Origin of the sequence: Candidatus Endomicrobium procryptotermitis (assembly GCA_031279415.1) — a bacterium.
Taxonomy (GTDB): domain Bacteria; phylum Elusimicrobiota; class Endomicrobiia; order Endomicrobiales; family Endomicrobiaceae; genus Endomicrobium_B; species Endomicrobium_B procryptotermitis.
On the sequence record JAITIP010000025.1, the window covers coordinates 62,973 to 76,187 of the forward strand.

At 40.0% G+C, this 13,215-nt stretch carries 26 protein-coding genes and 1 tRNA gene; 26 read left to right on the forward strand and 1 reads right to left on the reverse strand.

From position 1 onward, the window contains the following. Positions 1 to 2 precede the first annotated feature (2 nt). Positions 3 to 374, reverse strand: a complete 372-nt coding sequence (locus LBD46_05205; GenBank protein ID MDR2426559.1) for a helix-turn-helix domain-containing protein — start codon at positions 372 to 374, stop codon at positions 3 to 5. A gap of 367 nt (positions 375 to 741) precedes the next feature. On the opposite strand from LBD46_05205, the gene LBD46_05210 reads away from it, so the two are divergent. From LBD46_05210 to LBD46_05335, 26 genes are all read left to right on the forward strand, one after another. Then, positions 742 to 1,215, forward strand: coding sequence for a hypothetical protein (locus LBD46_05210; protein ID MDR2426560.1), 474 nt, complete (start codon positions 742 to 744; stop codon positions 1,213 to 1,215). Beyond that, positions 1,212 to 1,430: a hypothetical protein gene (locus LBD46_05215; GenBank protein MDR2426561.1), complete on the forward strand. Its 219-nt coding sequence runs from the start codon at positions 1,212 to 1,214 to the stop codon at positions 1,428 to 1,430. Before LBD46_05210 ends, LBD46_05215 begins: the two co-directional genes overlap by 4 nt. 1 nt (position 1,431) lies before the next feature. Further along, a complete protein-coding gene (locus tag LBD46_05220) occupies positions 1,432 to 1,803 on the forward strand; it encodes a hypothetical protein (protein ID MDR2426562.1) in 372 nt (123 codons plus the stop codon). Further along, on the forward strand, positions 1,794 to 1,952 hold the full coding sequence (locus LBD46_05225; GenBank protein MDR2426563.1) for a hypothetical protein: 159 nt from the start codon (positions 1,794 to 1,796) through the stop codon (positions 1,950 to 1,952). The genes LBD46_05220 and LBD46_05225 overlap by 10 nt, the downstream gene beginning before the upstream one ends. Beyond that, positions 1,952 to 2,098: a zinc-ribbon domain-containing protein gene (locus LBD46_05230; GenBank protein MDR2426564.1), complete on the forward strand. Its 147-nt coding sequence runs from the start codon at positions 1,952 to 1,954 to the stop codon at positions 2,096 to 2,098. Before LBD46_05225 ends, LBD46_05230 begins: the two co-directional genes overlap by 1 nt. A 19-nt stretch (positions 2,099 to 2,117) precedes the next feature. Next, a complete protein-coding gene (locus LBD46_05235) occupies positions 2,118 to 2,291 on the forward strand; it encodes a hypothetical protein (protein ID MDR2426565.1) in 174 nt (57 codons plus the stop codon). Then, positions 2,281 to 4,230 carry a hypothetical protein gene (locus LBD46_05240; protein ID MDR2426566.1) on the forward strand — a complete coding sequence of 650 codons (1,950 nt, stop codon included), beginning with the start codon at positions 2,281 to 2,283 and terminating at the stop codon, positions 4,228 to 4,230. The genes LBD46_05235 and LBD46_05240 overlap by 11 nt, the downstream gene beginning before the upstream one ends. Beyond that, a complete protein-coding gene (locus LBD46_05245) occupies positions 4,227 to 5,798 on the forward strand; it encodes a DEAD/DEAH box helicase (GenBank protein ID MDR2426567.1) in 1,572 nt (523 codons plus the stop codon). Before LBD46_05240 ends, LBD46_05245 begins: the two co-directional genes overlap by 4 nt. A 2-nt stretch (positions 5,799 to 5,800) precedes the next feature. Further along, positions 5,801 to 6,361 (forward strand): hypothetical protein, encoded by a 561-nt coding sequence (locus LBD46_05250; protein ID MDR2426568.1) that lies wholly within the window; start codon positions 5,801 to 5,803, stop codon positions 6,359 to 6,361. Continuing rightward, on the forward strand, positions 6,348 to 6,677 hold the full coding sequence (locus LBD46_05255; protein MDR2426569.1) for a DUF4406 domain-containing protein: 330 nt from the start codon (positions 6,348 to 6,350) through the stop codon (positions 6,675 to 6,677). Before LBD46_05250 ends, LBD46_05255 begins: the two co-directional genes overlap by 14 nt. Before the next feature lie 58 nt (positions 6,678 to 6,735). Continuing rightward, positions 6,736 to 6,816: transfer RNA gene (locus LBD46_05260), tRNA-OTHER, on the forward strand. A gap of 22 nt (positions 6,817 to 6,838) precedes the next feature. Then, a complete protein-coding gene (locus LBD46_05265) occupies positions 6,839 to 7,024 on the forward strand; it encodes a hypothetical protein (GenBank protein ID MDR2426570.1) in 186 nt (61 codons plus the stop codon). After that, positions 7,021 to 7,419 carry an HNH endonuclease gene (locus LBD46_05270; protein MDR2426571.1) on the forward strand — a complete coding sequence of 133 codons (399 nt, stop codon included), beginning with the start codon at positions 7,021 to 7,023 and terminating at the stop codon, positions 7,417 to 7,419. The genes LBD46_05265 and LBD46_05270 overlap by 4 nt, the downstream gene beginning before the upstream one ends. Before the next feature lie 275 nt (positions 7,420 to 7,694). After that, positions 7,695 to 8,198: a DNA cytosine methyltransferase gene (locus LBD46_05275; protein ID MDR2426572.1), complete on the forward strand. Its 504-nt coding sequence runs from the start codon at positions 7,695 to 7,697 to the stop codon at positions 8,196 to 8,198. Positions 8,199 to 8,254: 56 nt separating this feature from the next. Next, positions 8,255 to 8,920, forward strand: a complete 666-nt coding sequence (locus LBD46_05280) for a site-specific DNA-methyltransferase (GenBank protein ID MDR2426573.1) — start codon at positions 8,255 to 8,257, stop codon at positions 8,918 to 8,920. 26 nt (positions 8,921 to 8,946) lie between these two features. Continuing rightward, a complete protein-coding gene (locus LBD46_05285) occupies positions 8,947 to 9,354 on the forward strand; it encodes a hypothetical protein (protein MDR2426574.1) in 408 nt (135 codons plus the stop codon). Between the two features lie 12 nt (positions 9,355 to 9,366). Beyond that, a complete protein-coding gene (locus LBD46_05290) occupies positions 9,367 to 9,603 on the forward strand; it encodes a hypothetical protein (GenBank protein ID MDR2426575.1) in 237 nt (78 codons plus the stop codon). Then, the gene (locus tag LBD46_05295) at positions 9,600 to 9,896 is read left to right on the forward strand and encodes a hypothetical protein (protein MDR2426576.1); all 297 of its coding nucleotides are present in this window, start codon (positions 9,600 to 9,602) and stop codon (positions 9,894 to 9,896) included. The genes LBD46_05290 and LBD46_05295 overlap by 4 nt, the downstream gene beginning before the upstream one ends. Beyond that, positions 9,893 to 10,183 carry a MazG-like family protein gene (locus LBD46_05300; protein ID MDR2426577.1) on the forward strand — a complete coding sequence of 97 codons (291 nt, stop codon included), beginning with the start codon at positions 9,893 to 9,895 and terminating at the stop codon, positions 10,181 to 10,183. Before LBD46_05295 ends, LBD46_05300 begins: the two co-directional genes overlap by 4 nt. A 1-nt stretch (position 10,184) precedes the next feature. Beyond that, on the forward strand, positions 10,185 to 10,415 hold the full coding sequence (locus tag LBD46_05305) for a hypothetical protein (protein MDR2426578.1): 231 nt from the start codon (positions 10,185 to 10,187) through the stop codon (positions 10,413 to 10,415). Further along, positions 10,396 to 10,590 (forward strand): hypothetical protein, encoded by a 195-nt coding sequence (locus LBD46_05310; protein MDR2426579.1) that lies wholly within the window; start codon positions 10,396 to 10,398, stop codon positions 10,588 to 10,590. Before LBD46_05305 ends, LBD46_05310 begins: the two co-directional genes overlap by 20 nt. Position 10,591: 1 nt before the next feature. Beyond that, a complete protein-coding gene (locus tag LBD46_05315) occupies positions 10,592 to 11,422 on the forward strand; it encodes a DUF4373 domain-containing protein (protein ID MDR2426580.1) in 831 nt (276 codons plus the stop codon). Between the two features lie 73 nt (positions 11,423 to 11,495). Next, positions 11,496 to 11,966: a hypothetical protein gene (locus LBD46_05320; GenBank protein ID MDR2426581.1), complete on the forward strand. Its 471-nt coding sequence runs from the start codon at positions 11,496 to 11,498 to the stop codon at positions 11,964 to 11,966. Then, entirely contained in the window at positions 11,959 to 12,177 is a 219-nt protein-coding gene (locus LBD46_05325) for a hypothetical protein (GenBank protein MDR2426582.1), read from the forward strand. The genes LBD46_05320 and LBD46_05325 overlap by 8 nt, the downstream gene beginning before the upstream one ends. A 394-nt stretch (positions 12,178 to 12,571) precedes the next feature. After that, complete coding sequence (locus tag LBD46_05330; protein ID MDR2426583.1) at positions 12,572 to 12,781, forward strand: hypothetical protein; 210 nt, start codon at positions 12,572 to 12,574, stop codon at positions 12,779 to 12,781. Positions 12,782 to 12,936: 155 nt separating this feature from the next. Continuing rightward, positions 12,937 to 13,215: hypothetical protein (locus LBD46_05335; protein ID MDR2426584.1), on the forward strand; the 279-nt coding region annotated here is incomplete at its 3' end.

The following is a 13,215-nucleotide window of genomic DNA, read 5'->3' on the forward strand; positions in this document are numbered from 1 at the left end:
TATTATGGCTTTAACAGCATATCGTCAAGTTTCTTTTGCAATCGCTCGTTTTCTTGCTCTAACAGATATATTTCTTTTTCGAGTAGCTTAATTTTGTGTTTTAGGAAAGATGCAGATTTGCCTTTTAGTTCTTTGTCAATTTGTGTTTCTGAAAAATCAGGTTTTTTCGTAAGCGGAGTTATTGATTCTTTGGCTGCCGCCTCAAAGATATCAATTCCAAGAACTTCTGATATTTTGAGATATTGGCTTTCGCGCGGCTGAGCTTTGTTTTGCTCCCAACGATTATATGTGATATCGGAAACGCCAATTAATTCGGCTGCTTTCTTTTGAGAAAGACCTTTTTTAATTCTGTAATTTCGTAATAAGAGGCTCATATCAGCCCCCTTAAGAATTCGCATAATAAGCCTTTAAGAAAATTTAACTTATTGACGACAAAAATGTACTTGACAAACTCTTTAAGAAAATATAAGATACTACTATAAACTTTAATAAAATTTAAAGGATACAAAATGCACGCGAGTATAAAATCACAATTAAAAAACAACTCAATAATTAAGGCGTCAGGTTTCATTCGCGTGCTACCTGATGCAATAGAGAAGCTGGGCGGTAGAAATACCGCTCGGCTCTCGCTCATTCCTGTTTCCAAGAATACCTTGATTATATCAATTTGCTTTTTCATATTCAAATTATACAAACGCTTATGGTGGGAAAACAATGGCTTTGTTTCCCAGAGGAGCGCGAATGTTTAATGTTGAGTTTAAGCGCTTTCTTGACCGCGTAATAAATGAGAAACAGATTGAAGCCGCCACCGGCAAAAGCAAAAGCTCAATTTACAGATATGCAGAAGATCCGACAGGCGAAGATAGAAGCTCTCGCGGCGTGTCGATGCCGGTTGATTTCTTAATAGAGATAGTCACGAGCAACCGGCTTAAGAAAGAAAAGAGCGTAGTACTTTTGAAGTATCTATGCGAAGTTTGCGGATATGAACTTAAAGAAACCGCGATACAAGAAAATAAAGGGACTTGTCTTCAGCAGGCAAAAAAACAGGCTGTAGCGCATGCCTTATTTTCAGCGAAAAATTGGCAGGCTTTGCAAGACGACAGGATAGATTCAGAAGATGCGGCAACGCTTATGCCTTTGGCGGAAGAAGCCAGAGAGGAAATGACAAAGTATATAGCTTTTTTAAGAAAGAAAATTAACGGAGCAAAAAAATGATCAAAGAATTTTTTACGAGAAAGGATTTAGCGGAACGCTGGTGCTGCACTCCGCAACACGTAAGCAATATGGTGCGGAATGAAGAAATCCCGGCGCCTATACCAATTTCAAAGCGCGTGAATATTTGGAAAGCAGAAGATATCGTACGAATTGAGAAGGAAAAACAAAGAAAAGCAGAAATCAAACTACAGCCGATATTAAAAGCCGGAGGATAATATGAAAAAAATTAAAGAATTTTTCAGGAAAATTTACAGGACATTCGACTGGTTAGAAGTTTCTAAATACATCCTTTTATTTATCGGATTTATACTTTTTCTTTTTGCATCCTACCTTTTTGTAAGAGATACATTTATAAAAAAACATTCTCACGGCTACGGCTACCGGACTCCAACGATCAACGGCACTTTTGTTCCTGAAGATAGTAATGAAGCGGCGGAATATCCGGCAAGCGAATATCAATATTTTTCCGTGGCGGGAGGATATTACGTAATTGAGAAATCCGATGAAGCCGAGCAGGCATTTGCTGCAAAAATCTGGAATGAACAAACTCTTTCAACTTTGTTTTGTGAGGGGGATATATGTGCATGAAAGTTTGTATCGGATGCGGCTCTGACTATATAGGAAATTGCGGCTGTGGATGTTCTGAAAATATTGAAGACAGAGAAGACTATTGCTCTGACTGTAAAAGTGCGCCGTGTCGTTGTGATGAAGAATATGAAAGACGTAGGGAGGAGTGATGGGAAGCATAGTACAAACATGCAAAGAATGTCATCAGGCTTTTACTCTTGATACTCGCGATATTGAGTGGTTTAAAAGCAAAGGGTTAAAAATCCCGAAAAGATGCAAAAGTTGCAGAGGCAAGAATAAACAGAAGGATAAATAAGGATTAACGGAGGATTAAAATGGATGTTAAAACAAGAACTGAGCAGTTAAAGAAGTCGTTAGAAAAGGCAAAGTGGGAGGTTACTTGGCACCGTGAACATCTTACAAATGCCGAAAGTGACGTAAAGATGTTTGAGGACGAACTCGCGCGGCTGGAAGTTTTGCAAAAAGCGGGGGTGACAAATGCCTCTTAAAAATTTTATATGCCCGGACGGCGGGCTTATCACTCCACAAAACTGTCTTATAGAAGGCGGATGCCGCTGTAATTCCAGATGCGCGACAAGAAACTATTTAACGCTTGCCAGCCGTGAAAGAATCTGGACAGGAAAACCTTCAACCACGCAGCTTATACAAGGTACCATTTGTGCCTTTCTAAAACTTACCAAACCATACGATATCACACCTGACAGCCGCGCTTTTATGATCAACGGCACGATGGCACATGCCAGACTTGAAATCCAAGACGATGAACTTTCAAAAGCAGAAGAGGTTTTCAGTGATGAGAATGTATCAGGTATCGCTGACATAATCGAAGAGGAAAACGGTATTTTGACGCTTTGGGATTATAAGACTTCCGGCAGTTATAAAGTAGCAAAAGCTCTCGGATGGCATGTCATAGAAATTGAGACAACCGAAATTTATAAAAGCGGGAAGAACAAAGGTCAGCTCAAAAAAATAAAAGAACTGCGGCAAGATCCTGAATTTATAGATGTGCGGGATTGGGCGTTGCAGCTCAATTTTTATCGCATCCTCGCAGAAAAGAAACTCGGTAAAAAAATCACCCGCTTAAGAGTTCAGGTTATTGTCCGCGATGGCGGAACTTACATAGCCCGCGGGCGCGGTATTGTCCGCAATGTGTATCCGATTGATATTCCGATAATTCCGTCCGCCGAAATTATTGCTTACTTTGACGCTAAAAGAGCCGCACTGCTTAAAGCGTTGGAACAGGGCTACTGGAATGAAATCTGCACGAAAGAAGAGAACTGGGATGGAGTGAAGTGTGCGAGATACTGCGAAGTAGCAGAGTATTGCCCTTATGGAAAATACTTGAAGCAAGAAAAGAAAACGGAGGAGCAAATGATTAAAGGTTTATCTGAAGTAACAAGAATGCCTCGTCTTGGACATTTGCGGCTTGGAATTAAAAAGGTTTCAGAGAAGTCTGGCAATGAATATCCAGCTGAAGTTGACTACTTTGTAATCGATCCGGCAACGCCTGTGGAAGCTGAAAGAAAAAGTTTGATTGATGCTTTCAATGCTTTGTTTGCCGACGCAGATGGAAAGCCGAGAAGTATTGAAATAATGCTACCTGTAGACAATGAAGAGTTATTATTCCCAACTTACTACAAAAGATACGGAAGCGGTACATCTTTGCAGTGCAAAGGCGACGGCGTTGAAGCTGTATGTCCATCGCAGGAATTTGCCGAAGGACTGAAAGAAATCGGGAAGACTGAAATGGGGGTTAAAGTCGAATGTGCAGGCAGAGATTGTCCGTATTACAAAAAAGGTAAATGCGCTGAAAACGCAGTACTGAATGTCTTTATACCAAAACTTCCGGGCGCTGGCGTATGGCAGATAGTAACGGGCAGTATTAACTCAATACTCAATATTAATGCAAGCATACGCACGATACGCGCTATTGCCGGCAGGGTTAACATGATACCACTTACGCTCAAGCGCGTACCGCAGGAAACCGCGCACGAAGGCAAAAAAGCGACTCATTATCCGCTTATGATTGATACAGGGATTAAGCTTGCCGAAGTTCAAAGATTGGCGACAATCGATCCGACAAAGGCACTGTTGCCTGCGGCTGAAATAACAGACAAAGACTTATTATTGTCTGATGGCTCAGTTGTAGATAAAGAAACCGGCGAAATCAAAGAGGCTAAACCTCAGCCTGCTGAAGTTGTGAATGATACTGGCGAAAATATAGGTTTTGGCGAAGAATTAAACGAAGCCGGTAAACGAAAACTGATAATCAAAAAAATGCAACAGCTTTTTGACGGCGACAACGACAAATGCAAAGCCGCGCTTAAAGCCAATGGTTATAAGAGTAGCAACGATATTCCTGCGGACAAACTCGACGGCTTCCTTGCGATGATTCAAACAGAACTAGACAACAAGGCGAAAAAATGAAACTGCGATACTCGGCATTATTCCATTACTTTTTTTGCATAGCTGATTTTATGGAGCGCGAAATACCCAAGCGCGCGGGTTTTCGCTGGGATACGAAGCAAAAGCAATGGGTAACTACTAATGTCGAGTCCGCTATGAAGTTGTTGGAATATGCAGACCCCATGACAAAAGAAATTCTGCAGAAGAAAAAAGAAGAGTTGTCAGCGACAGTTGAAGCAAGTAAAAAGGCTATGGCAAATATCAATCTCTTGCGGCCGCAGGGGCTTGAATATCTGCCGTTTCAGAAGGCTGGCATTGAATTTTGTATGAACCGCAGAAATGTTTTATTAGCAGACGAGATGGGGCTTGGTAAAACTATCCAAGCAATTGGCGTAATCAATAATGTGGAGACGGTCAAAAGGGTAATTGTTATAACAACCGCTTCTACAAAATTGAATTGGCTTGCCGAATTGCAGAAATGGCTTACCAAGCCTCTTCACTGTGCGATAGTTGATACTTCTGCACAGCTAGACCTTAGTAATCAAGATGTAATAATTGTTGCTTATAGCCGTATTGTAGGGCTTCTGGAAGCATTAAAAGAAGCTGAGTTTGATCTGTGTATTGTTGATGAAGTTCATTACACGAAATCTAGTAAAGCACAGAGAAGCAAAGCAGTAAAAGCAGTCTGTAAAAAGGCGATAAGAAACATTCATATGACAGGAACTCCGATATGTAATCGTCCGGCAGAGTTGTTTCCGATAATCGAGCGGCTCGGTTTTGATATGAACTGGATTGAATACATTCGGAAATACTGCGGCGCTTACCGCAATACTATGGGCTTCTGGGATACAAGCGGAGCAAAAAACCTTGATGAACTGCAGACAAAGCTCCGTGGCACCATTATGATTCGCCGTATGAAGTCGGATGTACTGAAAGAACTGCCGTCAAAAATAAGACAAGCAGTAGTCCTTGAGGCTGACACAAAGGAACTCCGCGATGCACTTAAAGAGGAAAAGCAATACGCTAATGTCGCAGAGCAGTACATTGACAAAGTTAAGGATTTACAGTCGCAGGATGCGTCATTCTTTGAAATGACGATCGCAAGAAAGAATACGGCTATTGCTAAAGTTCCAGCGGTTATAAAGTTTGTTGAGGATCTGCTTAAAAACACGGACAAGGTTGTTTTATTTGCACATCATAAAGACGTCATAACGCCTATAATGCAAAATTTTGGTGCTGTTGCGGTTAAAATCTCCGGGGATGACAAAGTTGAGGACAGACAGGAATCAATAAAACAGTTTCAAAACAATCCGAAAATTAAAATATTTGTAGGTTCGATTCTTGCTGCTGGAGCCGGTATCACATTGACTGCGGCATCTACAGTTGTGTTTGCGGAATTGGATTGGACGCCTGGCAATATGCAACAGGCGGAAGACAGATGCCACAGGATCGGGCAGAAGGACACGGTTATGGTTTATCACTTAATTGTTGACGGCAGTATGGATGTGAAAATATCAAAAATGCTGATTGATAAGCAGTCAAACATAGATAAGGCCTTAAATGCGGCTGAACTAAAAAAAGGAGCTTAACAATGGGGAAAAAAAATAAAAAAACATCAGAATTTCACGAAATGGAAAGCAAGCAGTATCATAATTACGAACATGTCTTTAACTTTGATGAAGAAAAAGCAAAATCGCAGGAGCTTGTAAGGTCGCACGGCGATCTGGCGGAAACTAACGCAGAGCGCAAGATTGAAATGGACAGATTTAATCAACGCTCAAAGGAAATAGTTAAAAATATTGACCGCCTATGTAATGAATTGAGAGAAGGCAAAGAACAGCGCAACGGAGAATGCATTGTCAAATATAATCCCGAGCTCACACACGTCTATGTATTCCATCCGGATACGGGATCGGTAATATTTGACCGTGATCTTGATATGGTGGAACGGGCAGAAGTTAAAGATGCTTGGGATGCCATGCAGAAAAAAGCGGCTAAAGGAAAGAAAACAAAACCTTATATTCCGCCGTTTTTACTGCCGCCCGCGGAAGAACCAAAGAAAGAAAAACCTGAAAACGTTGTTGAAACTACGGTGGCGCAGGAAGATAACAATGAGAATGGAGTGCAAAGTGGAGAAGATGAACAAAACTAAAAAACCCATTGTCTACATCTCTGGAAAAATCACAGGCGAAAAATACTACAAGCGAAAATTTGCCGATGCAGAAAGAAAATTAAAAGCTGCGGGGTATGAAGTTTTAAACCCAGCGCGAATGATTAAAGTCGAAAAGTGGAAAAGATACGATGATTATCTGAAAGAGGCTTTTATGCTTTTATTTCAAGCAGATTTCTTTTACGCATTGCCGTGCTGGGTTGATTCAGACGGCGCAAAGGCAGAGTTTGCATATGCGATAGCCCTTGCGAATAAAGGGCGAATGTTCATTTTGGACAATACAAAACTTGCCGCTTGAGTAAGCGGATATATCCGGATAAGTCCAGACGAATGTTCTTTTTTATTTTGCAGCGCGAGAGGGCGGTGGTGATCAGGATGACACGTTGGTGACGGCGCCGAATAATCCAAAGAGGCAGGTTCAAGTCCTGCCCGCCTCAAATAAATAGAAAGGAGAATAAAATGCCTAATCATATAAGAAATGTTTTCAAAAAAGTATCAGATCCACATGTTTATAAAAAAATAGCTTTGAATAAAGATGGCGACAAGAGTAGAAAAGCCGAACTGAGACTTGCATTAAAAAACTGGGATGAGAATATAAAATTCATTGAGAATGAAGCAAAAACACTGTACGAGAGCACGAAATGAAGCAAAAACTTAAACCAATCCCATCAATAAAAAAGAAACTTGACTCTCTTTGGAGTGAGAAAGTAAGGGCGCGCGACTGCAAGTGTGTGATGTGCGGCAAATCCGGCAAAGGCCTGCAGGCACACCACTACATAAAGGCTAAAGCGCGCAGCCTTAAATATCGCTGGGATCCACGCAATGGAATAACACTGTGTTATGGATGTCACATGTACACAGTTCACATGACGGCATCTTATGAGGCAGTATCAAGATTGGTTGATTACGCAGTTAAAAATGAGCTTCTTACAAATGCTGAACTCGCAGAAATAGTCAATGATAAAGAGGAGAGGGATTTACGAACTGATCGTGGCTTTATGGAAGCAGCACGTCTTAATCTGGAGGAATATAATGGCTGAAAATAAAAAATATACGCTTGATCAGAAACGTGAATGTATAAAACGTGAGCTTGGGTACCGTAAGAGCGTTTATCCGAGGCTTGTGACACAAGGTAAGATCAAGCGGATCACGAAATAAGCATAATGCAGGCAGTTCTTGACGATCTGTACAAGAAGAAAGCGCCGGGGGAACTTCTTTAGATGCTGACTCATGGTTCTTTCTTCTCGGGTGTGGGTTGCTTTGATTTGGCAGCTAAGCGTTGTGGCATTAAGAGTATCTTTCATTGTGAAAGGGAATATATGGAGAGAGGAGTGGACTTTGGAATGAATATTACAAAATTATATGCAATGTTAGACCACCATACATTATTGCCGAAAACTCTTCAATGCTGCTTATTCGAGGATTCGAACGAGTCATTGCCGATCTTTCCAAAATCGGGTATTGCATTGAATGGAAAACTATACGAGCGAGTGATTTCGGATATCCACATAAGAGAGAAAGGCTTTTTATCATTGCCTACACCAGTAAAATGCGATGCAAAAATAATATTGAAGAAAGTATCTTCATTCCGAAAATATTACGACAATGGACATCAAGACAAGTTGCTTTACCAATGCCAATTAAACGGTATGACTCCGAGACAAACTTTGACGGTTTACGAATTAATGATGGGTTTGCCGGAAAATTGGACGAAGATTTTAAAAGAAGAATAGAATGTTGCGGTAATGCGATAGTTGTAGATATTGCGCAAGCTTTATTTGAGTGTATTCAATATTTTAATGAAAGGATCGATTGTTAATGCAAAAAGAAGTCATTGGAAATCATATCCTATATTGCGGAGATTGTCTCGAAGTGATGACTGAACTTGGAGGTAAAAGCATTGATTTAGTGTTTACGGATCCGCCTTATTATGATGCTGTGGAAAAACTTAATTATCATAAGCAGCGGTCAGTGACGAAATTAGGAGTAAAGACCCGGAGCTATAAGAAGTTCAATAATTGGAAAGTACCTAAAAACAATGTTTATCAGGAACTTTTACGGATCTCAAAAGAGCAGATAATTTGTGGTATTAATTATTTTTCAGACTTTGTTGATGTCCCTTCAGGCAGAATTATATGGGATAAAAAGAGATCCGGTAGGCTTCCTTTTTCTGATGCAGAAATAGCATCGGTTTCAATGATCGAAACTGTGAAAATGTATAGGTTCAGATGGGACGGCATGCTTCAAGAAGACATGAAAAATAAAGAAAATAAGTTCCACCCTACCCAAAAGCCAGTAAAGTTGATGTGTGATATTCTAAGGGATTTTTCTAAGGACGGACAGACTGTTTTTGATGGATATGCCGGAAGCGGCAGCTTTGCTATAGCCTGCGAAAGACTAGGGCTTAGTTATATAGGCTGCGAAATAGAAGAATATTATTTTGATAAGGCCTGCCGTCGACTTGAAAATGAGTTGAAACAGCCAAAACTTAATTTAATCCAAAATCAGATAAAAGCAGATCAGATTCAATTAAATATTTAGCATAAATAAAAATAAGGAAGGAACACATGTCAAAAATCATTTACTTGGACACAGAAACAACCGGATTGGACAAAGAGAAGAACGATATTATTCAGGTGGCCGGAATCATCGGGAAGCATGTCAATAAATTTGATAAAACAGACAAGTTTTATCTCGCCGGACAGAATGTGAAGTTTGATCTTGAGTTCTTACACTCATGGGCTAAGAAAAACGGTGATATTTATCTTGGGTCATACTTTTGGTGGTATGTGATAGATTTATACGTTTTCACGGCCGCTGCAAAAGCGTGGGGCTGGTACGAATTTGAAACGTTAAAGCTCTCTGATGTTTGCAAAACTCTTAAAGTGGAAATTGAGAATGCACATGACGCTTTAGCTGATATTGAAGCAACGAAAAAGTGTATAGAAGTGTTTAGATTTGCAATTCCGTTTTAAAGGAGGTTTGTTATGGGGATATTTAAGGAGTTGGAAGATTTTAATGAATCGCATAAAGCGTGTATAGATTCTTTTGTTTCACGCGCGCTAGCAAAAGAATACGAAGAGAAAATAAAACGAACTAAGCAGAAACTCCGAGATATGATCGAAAAAAAAGAAAACGAAAATGTTAAGGATATTAATTTTGAAGAGGATAATTATGACGCGGGCTATGCGGTTGCCTGTTCCGATATTAAGGAGGAGCTATGAGAGAAAAGAGAATTACAGTTGTTGAGGTTGGGAGCAGACAATGTCCATTAGCCACAAGCATTGACGGATTAAAAATAATCTGTAAAAAAACAGGAGAGACAGGGGATTGCGATTTGAATTATAGCCGCTGTAAACAAGGTCTTACCGAATTCGATCTACTTAAAAGAATGAAAAAAGCATATAAGAAAGCAGTTGATGAATATATAAAGAATAGACCTGAAGGCATAAATGAGTTGCATGAGCCGACATTGCATAACATCGGAATGAAAGCAGCGGTGGAGGCTTTGAGATGAAAGAAAAAATAAAATATGAAGTTTTGAAACTTGTTGGCGATGAAAGAGAAAGGCAGGATAGAAAGTGGGGTGAGCAAAACCACGATTTGCCATTATGGGTAGGAATCCTTGGGGAAGAATATGGCGAATTTTGTCAAGCAGTAAACGAAACAGTTTTTGATAACGGCACTGAAGAATATAAAAAGGGCGGCATGGATAATATCGTGAAAGAATTGACACAGGTTGCCGCTGTTGCAATAGCGTGTCTTGAGTGTATAAAAAGAAATCAGGTAAGTAGAGAGGTATAAAATGCAAGAACTCTTAAAACAGGTTCAGGAGATTTTTCCGAAAGCTGAAATGCTAACGGATGATTGTATTCTTTTAGAAGATAGCCTTTATTTTCGTTACAACGCCGTCAAAGATGAATATTATATTGCAACAACTGACAAAAAACGCTCTTATGGCGCAGAAAAGATTAAAAGAGTGCTTGAGTTGCCACTCAGGCAAAAGGAGCAAGTAAATGCCAAAAATAACGATTAAAGGTTTTAATATGCCGAAAAACTGTAATAAATGTCGTTTATCCTCAACAAAGGTTGCGTCCGGAAACTTAGTCCTATTTGAATGTTATATTACGGGCAAAGAAGTAGATTTTAATTACGGATATGAATACAGACCATCATACTGTCCACTTATAGAAATTGATAAAGGAGAATAACGTGGCAAAAGATACTTTCTATTTTTCACACGATTACGGCGCGAGGAATGACCCTAAAATGCAGAATCTGTTAATGGCTATGGGGCATGAAGGCAAAGGGCTTTATTGGGATATAATTGAGTTTATGTACGAACAGGGCGGATATTTAAAACTTGATGACATTGACACAATCGCATTCTCACTCCGTACAAAGCCAGAATTAATCCATGAATTAATTAATAATTTCGGGCTATTTGAAAAAGATAAAAAGCATTTTTACTCAAAATCTGTTTTAAAAAGACTTGATAAGAGGGTTGAAAAATCAGAGAGAGCAAAAGAGAGCGCAAGTAAAAGATGGCAAAAAAAAGAAGTTGAAAAATCAATCAAAAATGCGAACGCATTGCGAACGCATTGCGAAGGCAATGCTAAAAAGGAAATGAAAGGAAATGAAAGGAAAGGAAAGGAAAAGAAAGAAAATGAAAGAAAGGATACACAAGGAAAACAAAATGAAAACAAAAACGGAAAAACCCCAGCGGGTGTAACGCCACCCGCACCCACTCGTTCTGCTTTACCAGACCAAAACGGCAAAAACACACCACCAAGCGACACAGCCAAACAGCCTATGGCTTGGAATGAACAAAGCAAGTATGCTCAGAGACTTGGCATATCTGCTGGGTTATCCGAGCAGATCATCGCAATCGCAAAAGAAAACAAGATAATGCTGTATCGTCAGCATTGGGAGTATTTTGCGGCGAATGCGAACATGAGCGTCTTGCTGCCGATTTTACAGAGCATGGCTGACGCAAGCAAGAAGAGAAACAAATCAGGATTTCAGCCCATAGGAAGCGGATAATCGGTCGCTGATACTTCTGCGATAAATCAGCAAATTTTAGGCACAACAAAATTTAAAACTTGAGAGGATGAGGATGAATAAAGATAATGAAACATCAAAAGTAAAAACCGAAGTCATAGATGGAATACCGTCAAAAGTAGTAATGCTTGGACGCAATCTCTGCGAAAATTGCTATGGAGAACCTACGAAGTGCGGACATTTTGAAAAGGCAAAGTTCGGAGAGGGGATGACAAAAAGCGGAGTGAAACTACCTTACTGCGTGATCGAGTGCGATAGTTATGATTCCCGCACGGGTGTCCGCTGCTATGCTTGCGCCCGGTGCAAGAAGCCGCTCGGCGGCGGAAGCGGTCTTACTTCAAGAACTTTAAAATACGGTAAGCAGAAAATATACGTCTGTCAGCATTGCTATGCCGTGATAGAATCTGAAATAAAAGGCGTGCGTCAGGCGGATGTTTCAGCCGGCGGAGTGAAGCGGCGCGAAGTTATTACATCACCGATAACCACGGCAGATGTGAAGAAAAAGGAGAAAGCGAAAAATGAATAAATATTTTATTTCTTTTGTGATTATTACTCCGTCGGTTTGCTTTGGGTATTTTAGCAAAATTCATAAAGCCTCTCATAACATTGAAACAGACGAAGGACTTGCCGCAATATCAATCGAACTTTCAGGCTGGCTACGAAGTGCGCAGAGTGTTGAGTGTAATGCACTCACAATTCTTTATTATCAGAAACTTGTAAACTTGGAAGTGAATTGAAAAATAAAACTCGACATCAAATAAACTCCGTTGCTTAATTATCGACGGAGTTTTTCTATTTGTGAAATACTTGTAAAATCATTAAGAAGTCATTAAAAAGTATTGACAAAGTAATATTGATATGTTATACTGTTATCAGAAAGAAGGAAAGGCTCTTTGTAAAAATGAAGCAAGCGGCTCGTGCAACACCGCAGAGGAGGAGGATAAAGAATGGCTCTGAAGTTGCAAAAAGTCGTCCTCACGTTTTACGCCGCGAGAACGAAAAGAAGAAAAAAGCGTAAAAAGAAAACCGCTAAGCGCGCTAACGCTTAACGGCTAAAAAGAAAGGTGCTAGACCTTCTCACAACAAGAGTTTAGCACCTTTCGAAAAAAAAAGCAAGAGGAGGTGTTTGAAATGGTAAAAGCAAAAGAAAAGGCAACTGCGTTGATTCAAATGAAAGTTACTCCGGAAAAGAAGAGGCTTCTTGAGATGTATGCTGAATTAGAAAATCGGAGTTTATCTAATTTCCTTGAGACAGCAGGGCTGGAGCGTGGGGCGCAGCTAAAGAACGAAATGGATAGAAGAGATAGATTAAAAGAAAAGATTGGAACAGTAAAAAAATAACAGTCTTGACATTTTACCTGAAAAAGAATATAACTTTGTTAGAAAGTAAAAAGTGCAAATCTCTTCCGGCGCGAGATTGCATTTGATGTAGATTAAAAAAATGTATCTTGCAAAATACTTGCGAGGTGCATTTTTTTATGGCAAAAAAAGAAGTCATGCTTACATGGCACACAGAGCAGCGCAAGGTCAGCGATCTTGTAGCGACTTCGTATAATCCTCGCAAAATCTCCGAAGCAGACAAAAAAGAACTCACGAAATCACTCCAGAAGTTTAATCTTGCCGAAATCCCGGCAACAAACACAGACAATACAATCCTTGCAGGTCATCAGCGTATCGCCGTTCTTTTGGCTCTTGGGCGCGGTAATGAGGTTATTGACGTAAGGGTTCCAAACTGTAAGCTCACAAAAGCGGAAGCCGATGAGTATATGATCCGG

Coding starts and splice junctions, on each gene's coding strand:
- LBD46_05250 (MDR2426568.1), top strand. CDS start 5,801: ATGGGGAAAAAAAATAAAAAAACATCAGAATTTCACGAAATGGAAAGC.
- LBD46_05325 (MDR2426582.1), top strand. CDS start 11,959: ATGAATAAATATTTTATTTCTTTTGTGATTATTACTCCGTCGGTTTGC.
- LBD46_05265 (MDR2426570.1), top strand. CDS start 6,839: ATGCCTAATCATATAAGAAATGTTTTCAAAAAAGTATCAGATCCACAT.
- LBD46_05205 (MDR2426559.1), bottom strand. CDS start 374: ATGAGCCTCTTATTACGAAATTACAGAATTAAAAAAGGTCTTTCTCAA.
- LBD46_05300 (MDR2426577.1), top strand. CDS start 9,893: ATGAAAGAAAAAATAAAATATGAAGTTTTGAAACTTGTTGGCGATGAA.
- LBD46_05310 (MDR2426579.1), top strand. CDS start 10,396: ATGCCAAAAATAACGATTAAAGGTTTTAATATGCCGAAAAACTGTAAT.
- LBD46_05240 (MDR2426566.1), top strand. CDS start 2,281: ATGCCTCTTAAAAATTTTATATGCCCGGACGGCGGGCTTATCACTCCA.
- LBD46_05245 (MDR2426567.1), top strand. CDS start 4,227: ATGAAACTGCGATACTCGGCATTATTCCATTACTTTTTTTGCATAGCT.
- LBD46_05255 (MDR2426569.1), top strand. CDS start 6,348: ATGAACAAAACTAAAAAACCCATTGTCTACATCTCTGGAAAAATCACA.
- LBD46_05320 (MDR2426581.1), top strand. CDS start 11,496: ATGAATAAAGATAATGAAACATCAAAAGTAAAAACCGAAGTCATAGAT.
- LBD46_05290 (MDR2426575.1), top strand. CDS start 9,367: ATGGGGATATTTAAGGAGTTGGAAGATTTTAATGAATCGCATAAAGCG.
- LBD46_05215 (MDR2426561.1), top strand. CDS start 1,212: ATGATCAAAGAATTTTTTACGAGAAAGGATTTAGCGGAACGCTGGTGC.
- LBD46_05225 (MDR2426563.1), top strand. CDS start 1,794: ATGTGCATGAAAGTTTGTATCGGATGCGGCTCTGACTATATAGGAAAT.
- LBD46_05305 (MDR2426578.1), top strand. CDS start 10,185: ATGCAAGAACTCTTAAAACAGGTTCAGGAGATTTTTCCGAAAGCTGAA.
- LBD46_05220 (MDR2426562.1), top strand. CDS start 1,432: ATGAAAAAAATTAAAGAATTTTTCAGGAAAATTTACAGGACATTCGAC.
- LBD46_05230 (MDR2426564.1), top strand. CDS start 1,952: ATGGGAAGCATAGTACAAACATGCAAAGAATGTCATCAGGCTTTTACT.
- LBD46_05280 (MDR2426573.1), top strand. CDS start 8,255: ATGACTGAACTTGGAGGTAAAAGCATTGATTTAGTGTTTACGGATCCG.
- LBD46_05295 (MDR2426576.1), top strand. CDS start 9,600: ATGAGAGAAAAGAGAATTACAGTTGTTGAGGTTGGGAGCAGACAATGT.
- LBD46_05270 (MDR2426571.1), top strand. CDS start 7,021: ATGAAGCAAAAACTTAAACCAATCCCATCAATAAAAAAGAAACTTGAC.
- LBD46_05285 (MDR2426574.1), top strand. CDS start 8,947: ATGTCAAAAATCATTTACTTGGACACAGAAACAACCGGATTGGACAAA.
- LBD46_05330 (MDR2426583.1), top strand. CDS start 12,572: ATGGTAAAAGCAAAAGAAAAGGCAACTGCGTTGATTCAAATGAAAGTT.
- LBD46_05210 (MDR2426560.1), top strand. CDS start 742: ATGTTTAATGTTGAGTTTAAGCGCTTTCTTGACCGCGTAATAAATGAG.
- LBD46_05235 (MDR2426565.1), top strand. CDS start 2,118: ATGGATGTTAAAACAAGAACTGAGCAGTTAAAGAAGTCGTTAGAAAAG.